The organism is Kribbella sp. ALI-6-A (genome assembly GCF_001984195.1).
GTDB lineage: Bacteria > Actinomycetota > Actinomycetes > Propionibacteriales > Kribbellaceae > Kribbella.
On sequence record NZ_MTQN01000006.1, the window covers coordinates 47,430 to 63,996 of the forward strand.

At 69.5% G+C, this 16,567-nt stretch carries 17 protein-coding genes; 12 read left to right on the forward strand and 5 right to left on the reverse strand.

Annotation, left to right across the window (positions count from 1 at the left end):
- The first annotated feature begins 16 nt into the window (after positions 1-16).
- Complete coding sequence (locus BWI15_RS02730) at positions 17-1,846, forward strand: LamG-like jellyroll fold domain-containing protein (protein WP_077012678.1); 1,830 nt, start codon at positions 17-19, stop codon at positions 1,844-1,846.
- On the opposite strand, the gene BWI15_RS02735 is transcribed toward BWI15_RS02730, so the two are convergent.
- Both BWI15_RS02735 and miaB read right to left on the reverse strand, forming a co-directional pair.
- Positions 1,843-2,502 (reverse strand): phosphotransferase, encoded by a 660-nt coding sequence (locus BWI15_RS02735; protein WP_077012679.1) that lies wholly within the window; start codon positions 2,500-2,502, stop codon positions 1,843-1,845. The two genes, BWI15_RS02730 and BWI15_RS02735, sit on opposite strands and share 4 nt — an antisense overlap.
- Entirely contained in the window at positions 2,502-3,980 is a 1,479-nt protein-coding gene (miaB, locus tag BWI15_RS02740) for a tRNA (N6-isopentenyl adenosine(37)-C2)-methylthiotransferase MiaB (protein ID WP_077012680.1), read from the reverse strand. The genes BWI15_RS02735 and miaB overlap by 1 nt, the downstream gene beginning before the upstream one ends.
- Before the next feature lie 100 nt (positions 3,981-4,080).
- Between miaB and BWI15_RS02745 the strand changes: the two genes are divergently transcribed.
- From BWI15_RS02745 to BWI15_RS02780, 9 genes are all read left to right on the forward strand, one after another.
- Complete coding sequence (locus BWI15_RS02745) at positions 4,081-5,097, forward strand: amidohydrolase family protein (RefSeq protein WP_237771098.1); 1,017 nt, start codon at positions 4,081-4,083, stop codon at positions 5,095-5,097.
- Between the two features lie 29 nt (positions 5,098-5,126).
- Positions 5,127-5,630, forward strand: coding sequence for an amidohydrolase family protein (locus tag BWI15_RS40000; protein WP_237771099.1), 504 nt, complete (start codon positions 5,127-5,129; stop codon positions 5,628-5,630).
- A gap of 198 nt (positions 5,631-5,828) precedes the next feature.
- Positions 5,829-6,557, forward strand: coding sequence for an amino acid ABC transporter ATP-binding protein (locus BWI15_RS02750; RefSeq protein WP_193432131.1), 729 nt, complete (start codon positions 5,829-5,831; stop codon positions 6,555-6,557).
- Between the two features lie 50 nt (positions 6,558-6,607).
- Complete coding sequence (locus tag BWI15_RS02755) at positions 6,608-7,450, forward strand: glutamate ABC transporter substrate-binding protein (RefSeq protein ID WP_077012682.1); 843 nt, start codon at positions 6,608-6,610, stop codon at positions 7,448-7,450.
- 80 nt (positions 7,451-7,530) lie between these two features.
- Complete coding sequence (locus BWI15_RS02760) at positions 7,531-8,220, forward strand: amino acid ABC transporter permease (RefSeq protein WP_077012683.1); 690 nt, start codon at positions 7,531-7,533, stop codon at positions 8,218-8,220.
- Positions 8,217-9,125, forward strand: coding sequence for an amino acid ABC transporter permease (locus tag BWI15_RS02765; RefSeq protein WP_077012684.1), 909 nt, complete (start codon positions 8,217-8,219; stop codon positions 9,123-9,125). Before BWI15_RS02760 ends, BWI15_RS02765 begins: the two co-directional genes overlap by 4 nt.
- A gap of 177 nt (positions 9,126-9,302) precedes the next feature.
- Positions 9,303-9,734 (forward strand): hypothetical protein, encoded by a 432-nt coding sequence (locus BWI15_RS02770; protein WP_143465380.1) that lies wholly within the window; start codon positions 9,303-9,305, stop codon positions 9,732-9,734.
- Positions 9,735-9,758: 24 nt separating this feature from the next.
- A complete protein-coding gene (locus BWI15_RS02775; RefSeq protein ID WP_077012686.1) occupies positions 9,759-10,184 on the forward strand; it encodes a hypothetical protein in 426 nt (141 codons plus the stop codon).
- A gap of 122 nt (positions 10,185-10,306) precedes the next feature.
- On the forward strand, positions 10,307-11,197 hold the full coding sequence (locus tag BWI15_RS02780) for an aminoglycoside phosphotransferase family protein (RefSeq protein ID WP_077012687.1): 891 nt from the start codon (positions 10,307-10,309) through the stop codon (positions 11,195-11,197).
- On the opposite strand, the gene BWI15_RS02785 is transcribed toward BWI15_RS02780, so the two are convergent.
- A complete protein-coding gene (locus tag BWI15_RS02785) occupies positions 11,194-12,483 on the reverse strand; it encodes an aspartate aminotransferase family protein (protein WP_077012688.1) in 1,290 nt (429 codons plus the stop codon). The two genes, BWI15_RS02780 and BWI15_RS02785, sit on opposite strands and share 4 nt — an antisense overlap.
- A gap of 59 nt (positions 12,484-12,542) precedes the next feature.
- On the opposite strand from BWI15_RS02785, the gene BWI15_RS02790 reads away from it, so the two are divergent.
- Entirely contained in the window at positions 12,543-13,661 is a 1,119-nt protein-coding gene (locus BWI15_RS02790; RefSeq protein ID WP_193432129.1) for an LOG family protein, read from the forward strand.
- 5 nt (positions 13,662-13,666) lie between these two features.
- Here the strand turns inward: BWI15_RS02790 and pdxY are convergent, their stop codons facing one another.
- Complete coding sequence (gene pdxY / locus BWI15_RS02795; protein ID WP_077012689.1) at positions 13,667-14,518, reverse strand: pyridoxal kinase PdxY; 852 nt, start codon at positions 14,516-14,518, stop codon at positions 13,667-13,669.
- Between the two features lie 73 nt (positions 14,519-14,591).
- On the opposite strand from pdxY, the gene BWI15_RS02800 reads away from it, so the two are divergent.
- A complete protein-coding gene (locus tag BWI15_RS02800; RefSeq protein WP_077012690.1) occupies positions 14,592-15,296 on the forward strand; it encodes an alpha/beta fold hydrolase in 705 nt (234 codons plus the stop codon).
- Positions 15,297-15,443: 147 nt separating this feature from the next.
- Here BWI15_RS02800 and rlmN read toward each other — a convergent pair whose 3' ends face one another.
- A complete protein-coding gene (gene rlmN, locus BWI15_RS02805; RefSeq protein WP_077012691.1) occupies positions 15,444-16,562 on the reverse strand; it encodes a 23S rRNA (adenine(2503)-C(2))-methyltransferase RlmN in 1,119 nt (372 codons plus the stop codon).
- Between the last annotated feature and the right edge of the window lie 5 nt (positions 16,563-16,567).

Consider the following 16,567-nt stretch of genomic DNA (forward strand, 5'->3'; position numbering starts at 1 on the left):
ACTCGTGGAGGCATCGATGGACCAGCAGTACGACGGAACCAGCCGCAGGCGGATCCTGCAGGCGGGCGCGCTTGGCGCCGGCGCAGCATTGATTCCCGGGGTCGCCGCGGCCGAGCCCTCGGTCGGCGCGACCGACTCAGCGGCCGGGGGCCGGGGTGCCGATCCGGACAACCCGCGGTTCACGCTGGCCGTCGTACCGGACACGCAGTATCTGTTCGATCTCGACCGGGGCGACGCCGCGCCGCTGACCGCCAGCTTCCGGTACCTGGTCGAGCACCGCGCGGCCGAGAACGTCGTGTTCACCGCCCACCTCGGCGACGTGGTCGAGAACGCGCAGGCCTCGGAGTTCGCACAGGCCGACCCGGTCTTCGGCGTTCTCGACCGGGCCCGGCTGCCCTACAGCGTGCTGGCCGGCAACCACGACATCGACGCCTCGAAGGACGACCAGCGCGGCGATTCGCCGTACCTGCACGTGTTCGGTCCGCGGCGCTTCCGCCGGATGAGCACGTACGGCGGCTCGACGCCGGACGGCTACAACTCGTACCACGTCTTCCGCGCGGGTGGCCGGCAGTGGCTGCTGCTCGCGATGGACTGGCGCCCGTCCGACGCCGGCTTCGCGTGGGCCCGCCGGGTGATCGCGGACCACCCGCGGCTGCCGGTCATCCTGACCACCCACGACATGGTGTACGCCGACGCCGGTGACCCGGTCGCGAAGTTCTCCGCCCACGGCAACCGGGTCTGGGATCAGCTGGTGAAGGACAACGACCAGATCTTCCTCACGCTGAACGGTCACTACTGGCCGTCCGGCCGGGTGGTCCGGCAGAACGCGGCCGGCCACGACGTGCACCTGCACATCACGAACTACCAGGACCGCTACTACGGCGGCAGCGGGATGATCCGGCTCTACCACTTCGACCTGGCCCGCAACGTGATCGACGTCGAGACGCTGTCGCCGTGGGTCCTCGCGCAGGACCCGGCCCGGCGCAGTCTGCTGGCCGAGGACGAGATCGAGCTGACCGACGACACGAACCGTTTCAGTGTGCCGATCGACTTCGCCGAGCGGTTCGCCGGGTTCGCGCCGGTACCGGTCCGTCCGGCGCGGCCCGCGTCGAAGCTGGTGATCCCGGGCACGGTCGCGTACTGGCGGTTCGACGGGCCGGTGCAGTCGCGGGTGACGGACCACTCCGGACGCGGCAACCACCTGACCACGGCGTACCTGCCGGGCAGTCCGGCCGGCAGCCTGCGCGCTTCGGACGAGCACCACCCCGAGCAGCCCGGGCACGCCAGCTGGTTGTTTGCCGGAGGCAAGAAGCCGGCGCGTGGTGGTTACCTGGCGACGGCCGCCGACGCACCGCTCAACCGGCAAACCTTCCGCGGCGGCTACACGATCGAGGCGTTCGTGAAGCTGCTCGACGACGGCGCCGACCACTCGTGGATGGGATTGCTCAGCCGGATGGGCACCGGCACGGACGCGGGCAAGACCGGCAGCGACCCGTCCGAGCCGGTGGTCAACCTCGCCTTCTCCGGCGGGCGTCAGGTGCAGTGGGCGGTCTACCCGCTCGACCGCAACGACACCTTCACCAACTGGGGCCACGAGCAGGTCGCCGGGACGTGGTTCCACCTCGCGGTGGTGAACGACGGCCGCCACACCACCCTGTACGTCGACTCGTCGCCGCTGCTCCGCAACCCGTCGACCCGCTCCAACGGCCTGGCCACCGCCAACCTGCCCTGGCTGCTCGGCGCCAACCACTACGACAACACGATCGAGCAGGCCTTCGCCGGGCACATCGGCGAACTGCGCATCGTCGAGCGAGCGCTGCAGCCGCGGGAGTTCCTGACCGCCTAGAGCAACGAACGGATGAGCTGGTCCTGCTGCGGCAGCAGGGCCAGCTCTTCGGGGGTGAGCGTGACGTTGCGGCCGCGCGAGGCCAGCGCCGCCGGGAGCTGCGGGGTCGGGTCGATCGAGTTGCCGAGGTAGCTGCTGAGCGCCGCACGCAGCAAGGGAGAGAGCTCGGCGAAGGCCGGGGCGAGCGCGACCTGGGCGAAGATGATCGCGGTCATCGCCACGTCGAACTCCGGCGGGCCTTCCGCGGCGTTGCGCCAGTCGATCACCACTGGGCCGTCGGCTGTCAGCAGCACGTTCTCCGGGTGCAGATCGCCGTGCATCACGACCCGGCCCGCCGCACCACTCGGCGCGGGGATGGCGTGCAGGCGCCGATGCAACTCGGCGTGCAGCTCACCGACCTCCACCGGGCCAACCTCCCCCGCGACCGCCGCGGCTGCCAGCGTCGGCCCTTCGAGCCGCTGGATCACCATGTCGGCACCGTCGACCCGATCCACCGCCGGCACCGGATACCCGTGCCGGCCGACCCACCGCATGAACTCGGCCTCGTCCCGCACGGGATGCCCGTTGCGGTACCGGCGCAGGACCCAGTTGTCGTCGATCGCGTAGACGTCGGCGTCCCGCCCGGAGGCGAACGGCTCGGCCTCCGGGGACGACATCAGTTGACCTGGCAGCCACCGGTGACGGGCGCGAGCGGCGCGGGCTGACCGATGGTGGGCAGACCGAGCATGACCCCAGGAGCAGCCGAGGCCGGCGTCTCCTGCGCGCGCTCCCACGCGTCGCCGGCCCGCGTACGGCGTACCGAACCGAAGACGTCGGCGACCAGGTGGTGCGGGGCTCCGTAGGTGACCTCGACGGTGGCCATGTCGCCCGGGCGCGGACGCTCGACGCCCTCGGGCAGCGCGAAGTGCACCAGGCGGTTGTCGCGGGCGCGGCCGGACAGCCGGTGGGTGGTGGCGTCCTTGCGCCCCTCGCCCTCCGCGACCAGGACCTCCAGCGACCGGCCGACCAGGGCCTTGTTCTCGGTCCAGGCCATCTCGTCCTGCAGCGCGACCAGCCGCTCGTAGCGCTCCTGGACGACCTCGCGCGGGACCTGGTTGTCCATCGACTCCGCCGGAGTGCCCGGGCGCTTGGAGTACTGGAACGTGAACGCCCCGGCGAACCGCGCCTGCCGGACCACGTCGAGCGTCCCCTGGAAGTCCTCCTCGGTCTCCCCGGGGAAGCCGACGATGATGTCGGTGGTGATCGCCGCGTCCGGCATCGCCGCGCGAACGTCGGAGATGATCTTCAGGTAGCGGTCCCGCCGGTACGAGCGCCGCATCGTCTTCAGGATCTGGTCCGAGCCCGACTGCAGCGGCATGTGCAGCGAGGGCATCACGTTCGGCGTCTGCGCCATCGCCTCGATCACGTCGGCGGTGAAGTCGCGCGGGTGCGGCGAGGTGAAGCGGACCCGCTCCAGCCCGTCGATCTGCCCGCAGGCGCGCAGCAGCTTCGAGAACGCGTACCGGTCGCCGAACTCGACGCCGTAGGAGTTCACGTTCTGGCCGAGCAACGTCACCTCGAGCACGCCCTCGGCGACCAGCGCCTCGACCTCGGCCAGCACGTCACCCGGCCGGCGGTCCTTCTCCCGGCCGCGCAGCGCGGGCACGATGCAGAACGTGCAGGTGTTGTTGCACCCGACGCTGACCGAGACCCACGCCGAGTACGGCGACTCGCGGCGGGTCGGCAGCGTCGACGGGAAGACGTCCAGGGACTCCAGGATCTCGACCTGGGACTCCTCGGCGATCCGGGCCCGCTCCAGCAGCACCGGCAGGGAGCCGATGTTGTGGGTGCCGAACACGACGTCCACCCAGGGCGCCTTCTTCGTGATGGTGGCCTTGTCCTTCTGCGCCAGGCAGCCGCCGACGGCGATCTGCATGCCCGGCTTCTTGGCCTTCACCGGCGCCAGGTGACCGAGGTTGCCGTACAACTTGTTGTCGGCGTTCTCCCGGACCGCGCAGGTGTTGAAGACGACCACGTCGGCCTGGTCGCCCTCGGGCGCGCGGACGTAGCCGGCGTCCTCCAGCAGCCCGCGCAGGCGCTCGGAGTCGTGCACGTTCATCTGGCACCCGTAGGTGCGGACCTCATAGGTACGCATAACAGCCACCAAGCGTACGTCCCGGGGTGGACATTTCCCTACCTGGGCTGGCTGCCTGCACCCCCTGACCCGGATGCTCCGGGCCGGGACAGTGAGAGGCATGAACAGCTCTCGCCGTCAGTTCCTCGCCCGTTCCGCTGCCGGAGCCGCCGCCGTCGTCGCCGGCGGCACCTTCACCGCCTCCTCCCCCGCCGCCGCGCTGGTCGCCCCGCTGGCCACCGTCGGGACCAACCGGATCACCGCCCTCACCGGTGTTACCGTGATCGACGTCGCCACCGGGCACCGCGCCCGCCGGCAGACCGTGCTGATCAGTGGCGACCGGATCATCGGCGTCGGCCGTATCCCGGTGCCGCGCGGCGCCACCGAGCTCGACCTGACCGGGAAGTTCGTCGTCCCCGGCCTGGCCGACATGCACGTGCACAGCCTCGGCGACGAGCACGTCTCGCCGCCGCTGTACCTGGCCAACGGCGTGACCACCGTTCGCGAGATGGCCGTGACGGATCCGGTGCTGTACGGCTGGCGCGACCGGATCGACGCCGGCACGTTGCTCGGGCCGCGGATGGTCGTGGCCAGCCAGATCGTCGACGGCGACCCGACGCTGTGGGACCCGAACCTGCTGCACGTCCTGGTGGTGAACGACGAGGCGGGCGCGCGGGCCGCCGTACGGCGGGTGAAGGCGGAGGGCGCCGACTTCGTCAAGGTGTACTCGCGGCTGGGGCCGGCGGCGTACCGGGCGATTCTGGACGAGGCGCGGCGGGTGGGGCTGACCGTGCACGGCCACGCGCCGGACCAGGTCTCGATCCAGGAGGTCAGCTCCGGCGGCCAGCGCAGCATCGAGCACATCCACGCGCTGGCCCTCTCGGTCTCCAGCCGCGCGGCCGAGGTCCGCCGGATGCAGCGCGCCATCACGATCAGAACCGGCGACTACAACAGCTGGTTCCGCCAGGTGCATCCGATCGAGTGGATCGCCGCGAACTCCTTCAGCCCGGCCCGGGCCGCCGAGGTCTTCGGGCTGCTGCGCCGCAACCGAACCCGGATCACGCCGACGCTGACCATGCACAACGTGCTGGACCGGCCCGACTTCACCGGGCTCGACCGGCCGTCGCCAAGTACCTGAGCGCGGACTCGATCGCCACGTACGAGTACGTGCTGGCCGAGCTCTACACCGCCAACCGCCCAGCGGAGGAGATCGCCCGGCAACAGCGGATGTGGAACTACCGGCAACGCTTCGTCGGCCAACTGTTCGCCCACGGCGTGCCCGTCCTGACCGGCACCGACACCGGCACGCCGTGGACGGTGCCCGGCTTCGCCCTGCACGACGAACTCGAGCTGCTGGTCGGCTCCGGGGCCACCCCGCGCCAGGCCCTGTACGCCGCGACCGTCGAGCCGGCCCGGTTCCTCGGCCTGAGCGACGATCTGGGATCGGTTGCCCCACGCAAGCTCGCCGACCTGGTCGTGCTGGACGCCGATCCGCTGCTCGACATCCGCAACACCCGCCGGATCCACACGGTGGTCACCCGCGGCCGGGTGATCTCCCCCGCGGCCCGCGCGCGGATGCTGACCGACGTCGAGGCCGCCGTACAGGCTCCGCCGGCCGGACGGGCGCTCGCGGCGGGCGGGTGCTGCGGCGGGCACCGACCCGAGCGGTGAGACCGAATCCGGACAGCAAGTCCTGACATCGAGCGACAACGCGCGGACTGTGACCACCGCGTCACAGTCCGCGCTCACCGTCGCAGATCGTTACCTCCGTGGAATCGGGGGGCCGTGCGAGGCAACCCCCGCCTCGGCTAGGTTCACGCCATGAACGATTCCGTCACCTCGACGAACACCGTTCCGGTGAAGACCGGCCTGGTGTCCCTGACCGGCGTCAACAAGCACTTCGGGGACCTGCACGTGCTGAAGGACATCAACCTGTCCATCGGCAAGGGCGAGGTCGTCGTCGTGATCGGTCCGTCCGGGTCCGGCAAGTCGACGCTGTGCCGCGCGATCAACCGGCTGGAGCCGATCGACACCGGCACGATCACACTGGACGGCCAGCCGCTGCCCAGCGAGGGCAAGGCGCTGGCCAAGCTGCGCGCCGACGTCGGCATGGTCTTCCAGTCGTTCAACCTGTTCGCGCACAAGACGATCCTGCAGAACGTCACGCTCGGCCCGACCAAGGTCCGCGGCCAGTCCCGGGCGGAGGCCGAGAAGAACGCTCGGGCCCTGCTCGAGCGGGTCGGCGTCGCCAGCCAGGCCGACAAGTATCCGGCCCAGCTGTCCGGTGGCCAGCAGCAACGAGTCGCGATCGCCCGCGCGCTGGCGATGGACCCGAAGGTGATGCTGTTCGACGAGCCGACCTCGGCGCTGGACCCGGAGATGATCAACGAGGTCCTCGACGTGATGGTCGGACTCGCCAAGCAGAACATGACGATGGTCGTGGTCACCCACGAGATGGGCTTCGCCCGGCGGGCCGCCGACCGGGTCGTCTTCATGGCCGACGGACAGATCGTCGAGGAAGCCGAGCCGGAGAAGTTCTTCACCGACCCGCAGACCCAGCGGGCGCAGGACTTCCTGTCCAAGATCCTCACCCACTGACCGCCGCCCGCAGTTCCCGAGCAGTATCGAAACACTGGAGGAGAACCACCATGCGACAGCGGATCATCGCTGCCCTCGGCATCACGGTCCTGGCCGCGACCAGCCTCACCGCGTGCGGTGACGACACCGGCGCCGGTGGCTCCGGGTCGAGTGGTGACAAGATCACCATCGGCATCAAGTACGACCAGCCCGGCCTCGGTCTGAAGGAGGGGTCGAACTACACCGGCCTCGACGTCGACGTGGCCAAGTACGTCGCCAAGGAGATGGGCTTCGAGGAAGGCAACATCGAGTTCAAGGAAGCGCCCTCGCCGCAGCGCGAGACGCTGCTCGGCAACGGCCAGGTGAAGATGATCTTCGCCACCTACTCGATCACCGACAGCCGCAAGGAGAAGGTCTCCTTCGCCGGCCCGTACCTGGTCGCCGGGCAGGACCTGCTGGTGAAGGCCGACGAGACCTCGATCACCGGACCCGAGACGCTGAACGGCAAGAAGCTGTGCTCGGTCACCGGATCGACCTCGGCGCAGAAGGTCGCCGACCAGTTCGCCAAGACGGTGCAGCTGCAGAAGTACGACACGTACTCCAAGTGCGTGGAGGCGCTGGCCAGTGGCGCGATCGACGCCGTCACCACCGACAACACGATTCTGGCCGGCTACGCCGCCCAGGCCGCGAACGCCGGCAAGTTCAAGGTGGTCGGCAAGACCTTCTCCACCGAGCGCTACGGTGTCGGTCTGAAGAAGGGCGACACCGAGACCTGCACCAAGGTCAACGACGCGCTCAAGAAGATGATCGACTCCGGCGAGTGGCAGAAGGCGGTCGACAAGAACCTCGGCCCGGCCGGGCTGAAGCTCGACCCGGCGACGAACCCGGCGAAGACCTTCGAAACCTGCGCCTGACCTGACGATCCGGTGGGGAGGGACCGGCGACGGTTCCTCCCCACCGGCGGGTCTCGACCTCGATCCCCAGCGGGAGCACCATGGATGTGATCTCCGAGTTCTTCTCCGAGTACGACGGCCTCGGAGCCTTCAGGCAGACGATCTACCTGACGTTGGTGTCGGCGCTGCTGGCGCTCGTCATCGGCACCGTCGTGGCGGTGATGCGGGTCTCGCCGATCCGCGTGCTGCAACTGATCGGCACCGCCTACGTCAACATCGTCCGCAACACCCCGCTCACGTTGGTGATCGTGTTCTGCAACCTGGGCCTGTTCCTGCAACTCGGGATCTCGCTGGCCGACCAGAACTCCCCGACGTCGATCGACGACAACAACTTCCGCCTCGCCGTGCTCGGACTGTCGGTGTACCACGCCGCGTTCGTCGCCGAGGCGATCCGTAGCGGGGTCAACACAGTCCCGCTCGGCCAGGCCGAGGCGGCCCGTGCGATCGGACTGCCGTTCCTCAAGACCTTGCGGTACGTCGTGCTGCCGCAGGCCTTCCGGGGGGCGATCGCGCCGCTCGGCAACGTCCTGATCGCGCTGACCAAGAACTCGACGGTCGCCTCCGTCATCGGTGTCACCGAGGCGTCGGCGGTGATGAAGGTGATGATGGAGAACCGGCCCGACGTGATCTTCGTGGTGTTCGGCATCTTCGCCGTCGGCTTCGTCATCCTCACCCTGCCGGTCGGCATCTTGTTCACCTCGTTGTCCAAGCGGTTGGCGGTGAAGCGATGAGCTCCAGTGTCCTGTTCGACGCACCGGGCCCGCGGGCGCGCCGGCGGTACGCGGTGATCGGCGTCGCCAGCATCGTCGGCCTGCTGCTGGTGCTGTGGTTCGTGATCGACAAACTGAACGAGAAAGGCCAGCTCACCGCGGCGAAGTGGGAACCCTTCCTGACCGGGGAGATCTGGACCGAGTACCTGATCCCCGGCCTGGTCGGCACGCTCACCGCCGCGGCCATCGCGATGGTGCTGGCCTTGACACTGGGCGGGCTCCTGGGCGTCGGCCGGCTGTCCTCGGCAGCCTGGATCCGCTGGCCCTGCAGCATCGTGGTGGAGTTCTTCCGCGCCGTTCCGGTGCTGCTGATGATGCTGTTCACCTACGCGCTGTTCGCTTTCTACGAGACGTTCCCGCCGGACCGGCTGGCGCTGGCCGCGGTCATCACCGGCCTCACCCTGTACAACGGATCGGTCGTGGCCGAACTGGTGCGCTCCGGGGTGCACTCGTTGCCGAAGGGCCAGAACGAGGCGGCGCTGGCGGTCGGCCTGACGACGGGCAAGACGATGCGGCTGGTTCTGCTGCCGCAGGCGGTCACAGCGATGCTGCCGGCGATCGTCGGCCAGCTGGTGGTCGTGCTCAAGGACACCGCCTTGGGCTACATCATCACCTACGAGGAACTGCTCCGTAAGGCCGAGCAGATCGGCAACTACAAGAGCAACCTGCTGCCGGCCCTGATCGTGGTCGGCGCGATCTTCGTGCTCGTCAACTGGATGCTCGGCTCCCTCGCCGTCCGCGTCGAGCAGCGCACCCGCCGCCGCGGCCGCTCGGCCGGCGGCCCGATCGCCCCGGACCAGGTCGACCAGGGCACGGCGGCGAACGCCGCCGCCGCGGCGGTGCCCACCACACCAGGGCACGTCTGACCGGATCCACAGCTTTGTCACAGGCACCCGTACGTCAGGTACGGGTGCCTGTTGCGTTTTCGTCTCGGCCGTTGTGACAATCTGCCACTTCCTGCAATCACGGCGGCGCCGCGTGGACAGCTTTAGTTGCCTATGACAACACTGAGCGGATCAGTCCCGACCGAGAGGACGAAACGCATGCGAGCACGAGCTGTGCTGTCCGCGGCCGCCGCACTGGCGCTGGTACCCGTCGCCACGGCCCCACCGGCCCAGGCGACCCCGGAGCTGTCCTGGCGTTGCGGTGAGATCAGCGTCCACTACACCTTCGACAACGATCAGACCGGCGGCTGGTGGGTTGTCAACACGTCGATGAACTGCACCCCGGACAAGTGGCCGAAGCGGTACACCAACGAGATCAGCCCCCGCCCGTTCGAAGGCAAGTACCTGCTGTTCGAGCACACCGGGTACGTCAACCAGGGCTACGACAAGACCATCATCATCGACGCGACGCCGGCCGCGGCGAAGAAGTCGGTCTGTGTGAAGGCGAAGTCGATCCTCTACTTCCCCGACAACAAGAACGAGGCGGCGTCGAAGGACAAGAACTCCTGTTTCAAGACCGCCGCACCGTAACCATCACAGCTCGGGGAGATCGACATGCACACGACAGCCAAAACCTTCGTCTCGACACTGACCGGTCTGGCGATGCTGGTGCTCGCACCAGGGATCGCCCCGGCCAACGCCGCCAGCGCCGGCTGGGACTTCTGCGGAACGACCGGAGCGGACTGGAGCACGTCGACCCAGGGCCGCAGCGGCACCGTGACCGTAACCGGTGACTGCGCCATCAAGGCGAACTGGCGGATCGACGTCTACGTCAACGGCGAGTACTGGGCCACCTCCAGCGGCTCGGTGAACGTCAGCGAGGGCCACCAGTTGCGCACCTCCGTCCCGACCATGCCGAAGCCCAACGACAAGCGCGGCAACTACACCTACGCGAAGATCACCTACTCGGCCGGTCAGACCTGGAAGAACGTCCACGAGGAGGACCTCGGATACCTCCCGTGCAAGGGCTGTACGACCTAGCGGATCCGGCAGCTCCCTTCGGGTGGGTGCTCACGGCCGCGTCGTGGGTGCCCACCCCGGGAGTGAGCGAAGGTCCCGGAAACTGCGTTGCGTGCTGCTGGGCGGGCCGTGAGACTTTTCGGATGACTTCTGTGGACGGGCGAGGCGGGATCGACGCCGGGCTGGTGAAGCGGCTGGTGAAGGCCCAGTTTCCGCAGTGGGCCGAGCTGCCGGTGGAGCCGGTGAAGGTGGACGGGTGGGACAACCGGACCTACCGGCTGGGTGACTCGATGACGGTGCGGCTGCCGAGTGCCGCGGCGTACGCGCCGGCGGTGGACAAAGAGGAAGAGTGGCTTCCGCGGTTGGCGCCGTTCCTGCCGGTGCCGGTGCCTGAGTTGCTGGGCCGAGGCATGCCGGGTGAGGGCTATCCCTTCCACTGGTCGATCCGGCGGTGGATCGACGGAGAGACCTCGTCGCTCGAGCGCATCTCGGATCTGACCGAGTTCGCCGAGGCCGTGGCGGAGTTCATCCTGGCGCTGCAGGCGTGCGACGCGACCGGCGGGCCCCTGCCAGGACCGCACAACTTCCATCGCGGTGGGCCACCGGCGTACTACGACGACCAGACGCGTGCGGCGCTGGTCACGCTGGCCGGACAGGTCGAGGTGGAGGCCGCCACGGAGGTCTGGGAGGCGGCGCTGGCGAGCCGGTTCGACGGGCCGCCGGTGTGGTTCCACGGAGACATTGCCAGCGGCAACCTTCTGGTCCAGGACGGGCGACTGTCGGCCGTCATCGACTTCGGTACGTCGGGTGTCGGCGACCCGGCCTGCGATCTGGTGATCGCCTGGACGATGTTGTCCGGCGAGAGCCGCGAGGCTTTTCGCCGTACGGTCGATCAGGACGCGGAGACGTGGGCGCGGGCCCGTGGCTGGGCGTTGTGGAAGGCGCTGATCGTGATGGCGGACGGTGAGAGCGTCGACGTGAACCGGCTGGTGATCGACGAGGTGCTCGCCGACCACCAGCGGTACGCCGGCTAACGCAGGGTGTTGAACGACTCCCGGAGGATCTCGATCGCCTCGGTGGTCTCCGGCTCGGTCAGCGTCATCGGCGGCGCCATCCGCAGCACGTTGCCGTAGAGGCCGCCCTTGCCGATCAGCAGGCCGCGGTTCTTCGCCTCCTGCTGGAGCTTGGCCGTCGTCGCGGCGTCCGGCGCCTGGTCGTCGGGCCTGACGATCTCGGCGGCCAGCATCAGCCCCTTGCCACGCACGTCGCCCAGCTCCGGGAACTCGTCGGCGATGCCGCGCAGCCCGTCGGCCAGCTGCGCACCCCGCTTGGCGGCGTTGGCCTGCAGGTCGTGATCGAGCAGGTACTCGATCGTCGCCTTGGCCGCACTGGTCGAGATCGGGTTGCCGCCGAACGTCGACAGCGAGTTCGCGCTCAGGCTGTCCATCAGCTCCGGCGTCGCGACCACTCCCCCGATGGCGAAGCCGTTGCCGAGGCCCTTCGCGAACGTCATCGCGTCCGGTACGACGCCGTGCGCCTGGATGCCCCAGAAGTGCTCACCGGTCCGGCCCCACCCGGTCTGCACCTCGTCGGAGATCAGCAGGATGCCGTACTCGTCGAGCACCTCCTTGAACGCGCCGTACAGGCCGTCCGGCGGCGAGGAGAACCCGCCGACGCCCTGGATCGGTTCGACGATCAAGCAGGCGACGTCGCCCGCGGTGGTCGTCGCGATCACCTCGCGCAGGTCGTCGACGCACCGCTCGACGTACGCGGCGTCGGGCAGGTCGCGGAACGGGCTGCGGTAGCGGTACGCGCCCTGCAGGTACTGCACGTTCACCGGCGACAGGCTGCTCGCCGACCAGCCGCGGTTGCCGGTCACCGCGACCGTGCCGAAGCCGCGCCCGTGGTAGGAGTTGCGCATCGCGAGCACCTGGTTGGAGCGGCGCTTCTGGGTCGCGAGCAGCAGCGCGGCCTCGTTCGCCTCGGTGCCGGAGTTGGTGAAGAAGACCTTCGCGTCCTTGATCCCGGACAGCTCGGAGATCTTCTCGGCCAGCTCGATCTGGCGGCGGATCAGGTACACCGTGGAGGTGTGCGCGACACCGCTGGCCAGCTGCTCGCGGACCGCCTCGGAGATCTCGGCGACGTCGTACCCGATCGCGTTGGTCAGGATGCCGGCGAAGAAGTCCAGGTACTGCTTGCCCTCCCCGTCGGTGACCCGGCGCCCGGAGCCGCTGACGATCTCGATCGGCTCCTCGTAGTACAACGCGAGCCAGTCCGGCATGACGGCCTGGTGACGCTCCCACAGCTCCGCATGTGTCATGTCTTAGCAATACCTCATCTCGGTGCTGACTGACAGCCCTCTCCTATTAGGGTGCACGGGTGACCCAGCCGAGCATCCCGCACGTGGACATCGAGTCCCTCGCCCACTTCGACGAGATTTTGGCCGCCGGAGCGACCTCGATGGCGGGCTGGCGGGTCCAGTCGGTCGACCTGTCCGGCCGTACGGCGGCGCTGCTCGGTCTGGCCCCGACGGGCTCGCTGTTCCTCGGCTGCACGCTCGACGACCAGGCCGAGGCCTGGATCCGTGGCGGTGGCGGCCTGGTCTTCCCGGCCATCCCGGAACTGCCGTTCGACCCGTACCGCGGCGTCCTGTACGACGCCGACGAGCTGTACGCCGGGCTCGACGCCGGCTACGAGGCGACGCCGGACGCCCGGATCTACGCCTGGTCCCGGCAGCACGACGAGAAGGGCGACACCAGCCGGACGCTGGCGGCCGCGCTGCACGACCACTCGATCGCCGACGCGCTGCACGAGATGCCCGACGGGCGGCCCTGGATCGGCGTGATGGGCGGGCACGGGATCAAGCGCGGCGACCCGACGTACCGGTCGGCGGTGCTGCTCGGCCGCTCGTTGTCCCGCGCCGGCCTGACCGTCGCCACCGGCGGCGGCCCGGGCGCGATGGAAGCCGCGAACCTGGGCTCCAGCCTCGCCGCGTACGACGACGCCGCGCTCGACACGGCCCTCGACCTGCTTGCCGCAGCCCCGTCCTTCCGCCCGTCGATCGGCGCCTGGGCCGGGGCGGGCATGGCGGTCCGCCGTCAGTTCCCCGGCGACGGCGGCGTGTCGATCCCGACCTGGTTCTACGGCCACGAGCCGCCGAACGTCTTCGCGTCGTCGATCGCCAAGTACTTCTCCAACGCCCAGCGCGAGGACGTCCTGCTCGGCCGCGCCCGCGGCGGCATCATCTACCTGCCCGGCGCCGCCGGCACGGTCCAGGAGATCTTCCAGGCCGTCACGCCGAACTATTACGGCGACCCCGCGACCCAGATCCCGATCATCTTGGTGGGCGTGGACTACTGGTCGATGACGCTGCCGGTCTGGCCGCTGCTGCAGACGCTCGCCGCCAATCGCGCGATGGCCAGGTCGGTCCACCTGGTCGACACCGTCGACGAGGCCGCCGCACTGGTGGGCCAGTCGCTGCCCACGGGCGGTCGCTGACTGGCTCAGGCCACGCGCTCAGGCGTGAACTGCATCCGCGGGTGCGCGTAGGCCTCCTGCGACTCGACGAGCTGCAACTCGCGCTCCCCCGACTCGTGGGTGCGCGCGAGCAGGTCGAAGACGCTCGAGGTGGTCCGAGCCAGCGCGTCCGCGAGATCACCGGTCCGGCGGTAATGCGCCGTGAACAGCGCGGCCGTCACGTCGCCCGAGCCGTTCGCCTTCATCGGGATGTACGGCGTCCGCACGAGCCACGCGCCGCTGTCGTCGACGGCCAGCATCTCGATCGTGCCCTCCTCGCGGTCGGGGCGCTCGACACTGGTGACGAGCACCGTGCGTGGGCCGGTCGCCCGGACCAGGTCGACCGAGGCCAGCGTGGACTCCAGCGTGTCCGGCTCGGTGCCGGTCAGGAAGCCCAGCTCGAACTGGTTGGGCGTGATGATGTCGGCGGCCGGCACCACCCGGTCGCGCAGCAGCACGGGGATGGCCGGCGCCACGAAGCAGCCGGACTTCGCGTTGCCCATCACCGGGTCGCAGGAGTACACCGCCGAGGGGTTGGCCGCCTTCACCCGCTTGACCGCCTCGAGGATCACATCCGCGATCCCCTCGCCGCCCTGGTAGCCCGAGAGCACGACGTCGATCTGCGGGAACACTCCGCGGTCCTCGATGCCCTGCAGCACCTCGCGGACGTCGTCCGGGCTGATCAGCGGCCCGCGCCACGCGCCGTACCCGGTGTGGTTGGAGAAGTTCACCGTGTACACCGGCAGCACCTCCACCCCGATGCGCTGGAGCGGGAACACGGCGGCGGAGTTGCCCACGTGCCCGAAGGCGACCGCGGACTGGATCGAGAGGATTTTCACCGCTCGATCATGCCACTTCGGCTCCGGGCGGCCTGAGCCGGAACTGTCGGAGGGGCTGTCTACGGTGGCGGCCATGGTGAATTTCGTGCTGGTTCCGGGGGCGTGGCTGGGTGCGTGGGCCTGGGACGAGGTCGGTGAGCTGCTGCGAGCCGAGGGGCACGAGGTCTATCCGGTGACCCTGACCGGCCTGGCCGAGCGGCACCAGCCGGACTCGGCTCAGACTTCTCAGGCGCGGCACGTGACCGACATCGTGGACGTGGCCGGCAGGCTGCCGGAGGTCGTGGTGGTCGGGCACAGCTACTCCGGCATCCCCGCCGGCCAGGCCGCCGCCGCGATCGGCGACCGGCTGCGCCACGTGGTGTACGTCGACTCGAACATCCCGCTCGACGGCCAGTCCTTCGCCGACGGCTGGTCTCCCGAGGGCCGCGCCTGGCTGGCCGGTCAGCTCGCCGAGTCGGGCGGCTTCTGGCCTCCGCTGACCGCCGAGGACTACGCCGGGCAGGACCTGACGGCGGTGCAGATCGCGACGATCCTGGAGCGGTCGACGCCGCATCCCGGCCGTGCGCTCATCGAGCCGGCTGAGCTGACGCGGCCGATCGCCGAGCTGCCTTCGACGTACGTGAAGTGCCTGATGGACGGGCCGACGCCCAGCGCTGTCGTGCAGGAACATCTCACGTCCCCGCACTGGACACTGGCCGAGCTCGACACCGGTCACTGGCCGATGTTCTCGCGCCCGGCCGAGCTTGCCGAGGTGCTGCTTTCGGTGGCAAAGAACTAAGCGCCGCCGAGCCGGCCCTCGGCCTCTTCGAGGAGCAGGTCGACCTCTTGGACGTCGTAGCCCTCGCTCAGGCGCACCGGGCTGACCTCGTCGCGGTCGTAGCGCTCGCCTTTCCGGCGGACGGTGAACTCGAGGCGGATAACGCGGTCAGCTGCCGGCGGCGGCGAGCTGGCCGCAGGCGCCGTCGATCTCCTGGCCGCGGGTGTCGCGCACGGTGGTGGGAATGCCGCCGGCCTGCAGACGGCGGACGAACTCGCGCTCGTCGGCCGGGTCGGAAGCGGTCCACTTCGAGCCCGGCGTCGGGTTCAGCGGGATCAGGTTGACGTGCACCCAGCCCCAGTCGCCGCGGGCGGCCAGCTTCTCGGCCAGCAGGTCCGCGCGCCAGGCGTGGTCGTTGATGTCGCGGATCATCGCGTACTCGATCGAGACCCGGCGCTTGGTCTTCTCGGCGTAGCCCCAGGCGGCGTCGAGCACCTCGTCGACCTTCCACCGGTTGTTGATCGGGACCAGCTCGTCGCGCAGCTCGTCGTCCGGCGCGTGCAGCGACAGTGCGAGCGTGACCGGGATGCCCTCGGTCGCGAGCTGATTGATCCGCGGCACCAGGCCGACGGTCGAGACGGTGATGCCACGGGCCGAGATGCCCAGGCCCTCCGGCGACGGATCGGTGAACCGGCGGACGGCGCCGATCACGGCCTTGTAGTTGGCCATCGGCTCGCCCATGCCCATGAAGACGATGTTGTTGACCCGGCCCGGCCCGCCCGCGATCTCGCCGCGGGACAGCGCGCGGGCGCCGTCGACGACCTGCTCGACGATCTCCGCGGTGGTCATGTTCCGGGTCAGGCCGGCCTGGCCGGTGGCGCAGAACGGGCAGGCCATGCCGCAGCCGGCCTGGGACGAGACGCACATCGTGGTCCGGTCGGTGTAGCGCATCAGCACGGACTCGACCAGCGAGCCGTCGAGCAGCTTCCACAGCGACTTGCGGGTCTGCCCGTTGTCGCACTCCAGGTCACGGACCTTGGTGAGCAGCGGCGGCAGCAGGTCGGCCGCCAGCTTGTCGCGGGTGGCGGCCGGCAGGTCGGTCATCTCGGCCGGGTCGGAGACCAGCCGGGAGAAGTAGTGGTTGGACAGCTGCTTGGCCCGGAATCCCGGCTCGCCGAGCGCCGTCACCGCCGCCTTGCGCTCCTCCCCGCTGAGGTCGGCCAGGTGCCGCGGCGGCTTCTTGGCACGGCGCGGTTCGTCGAAAACGAGCGGGAGAGAGGTAGTCATCGCCC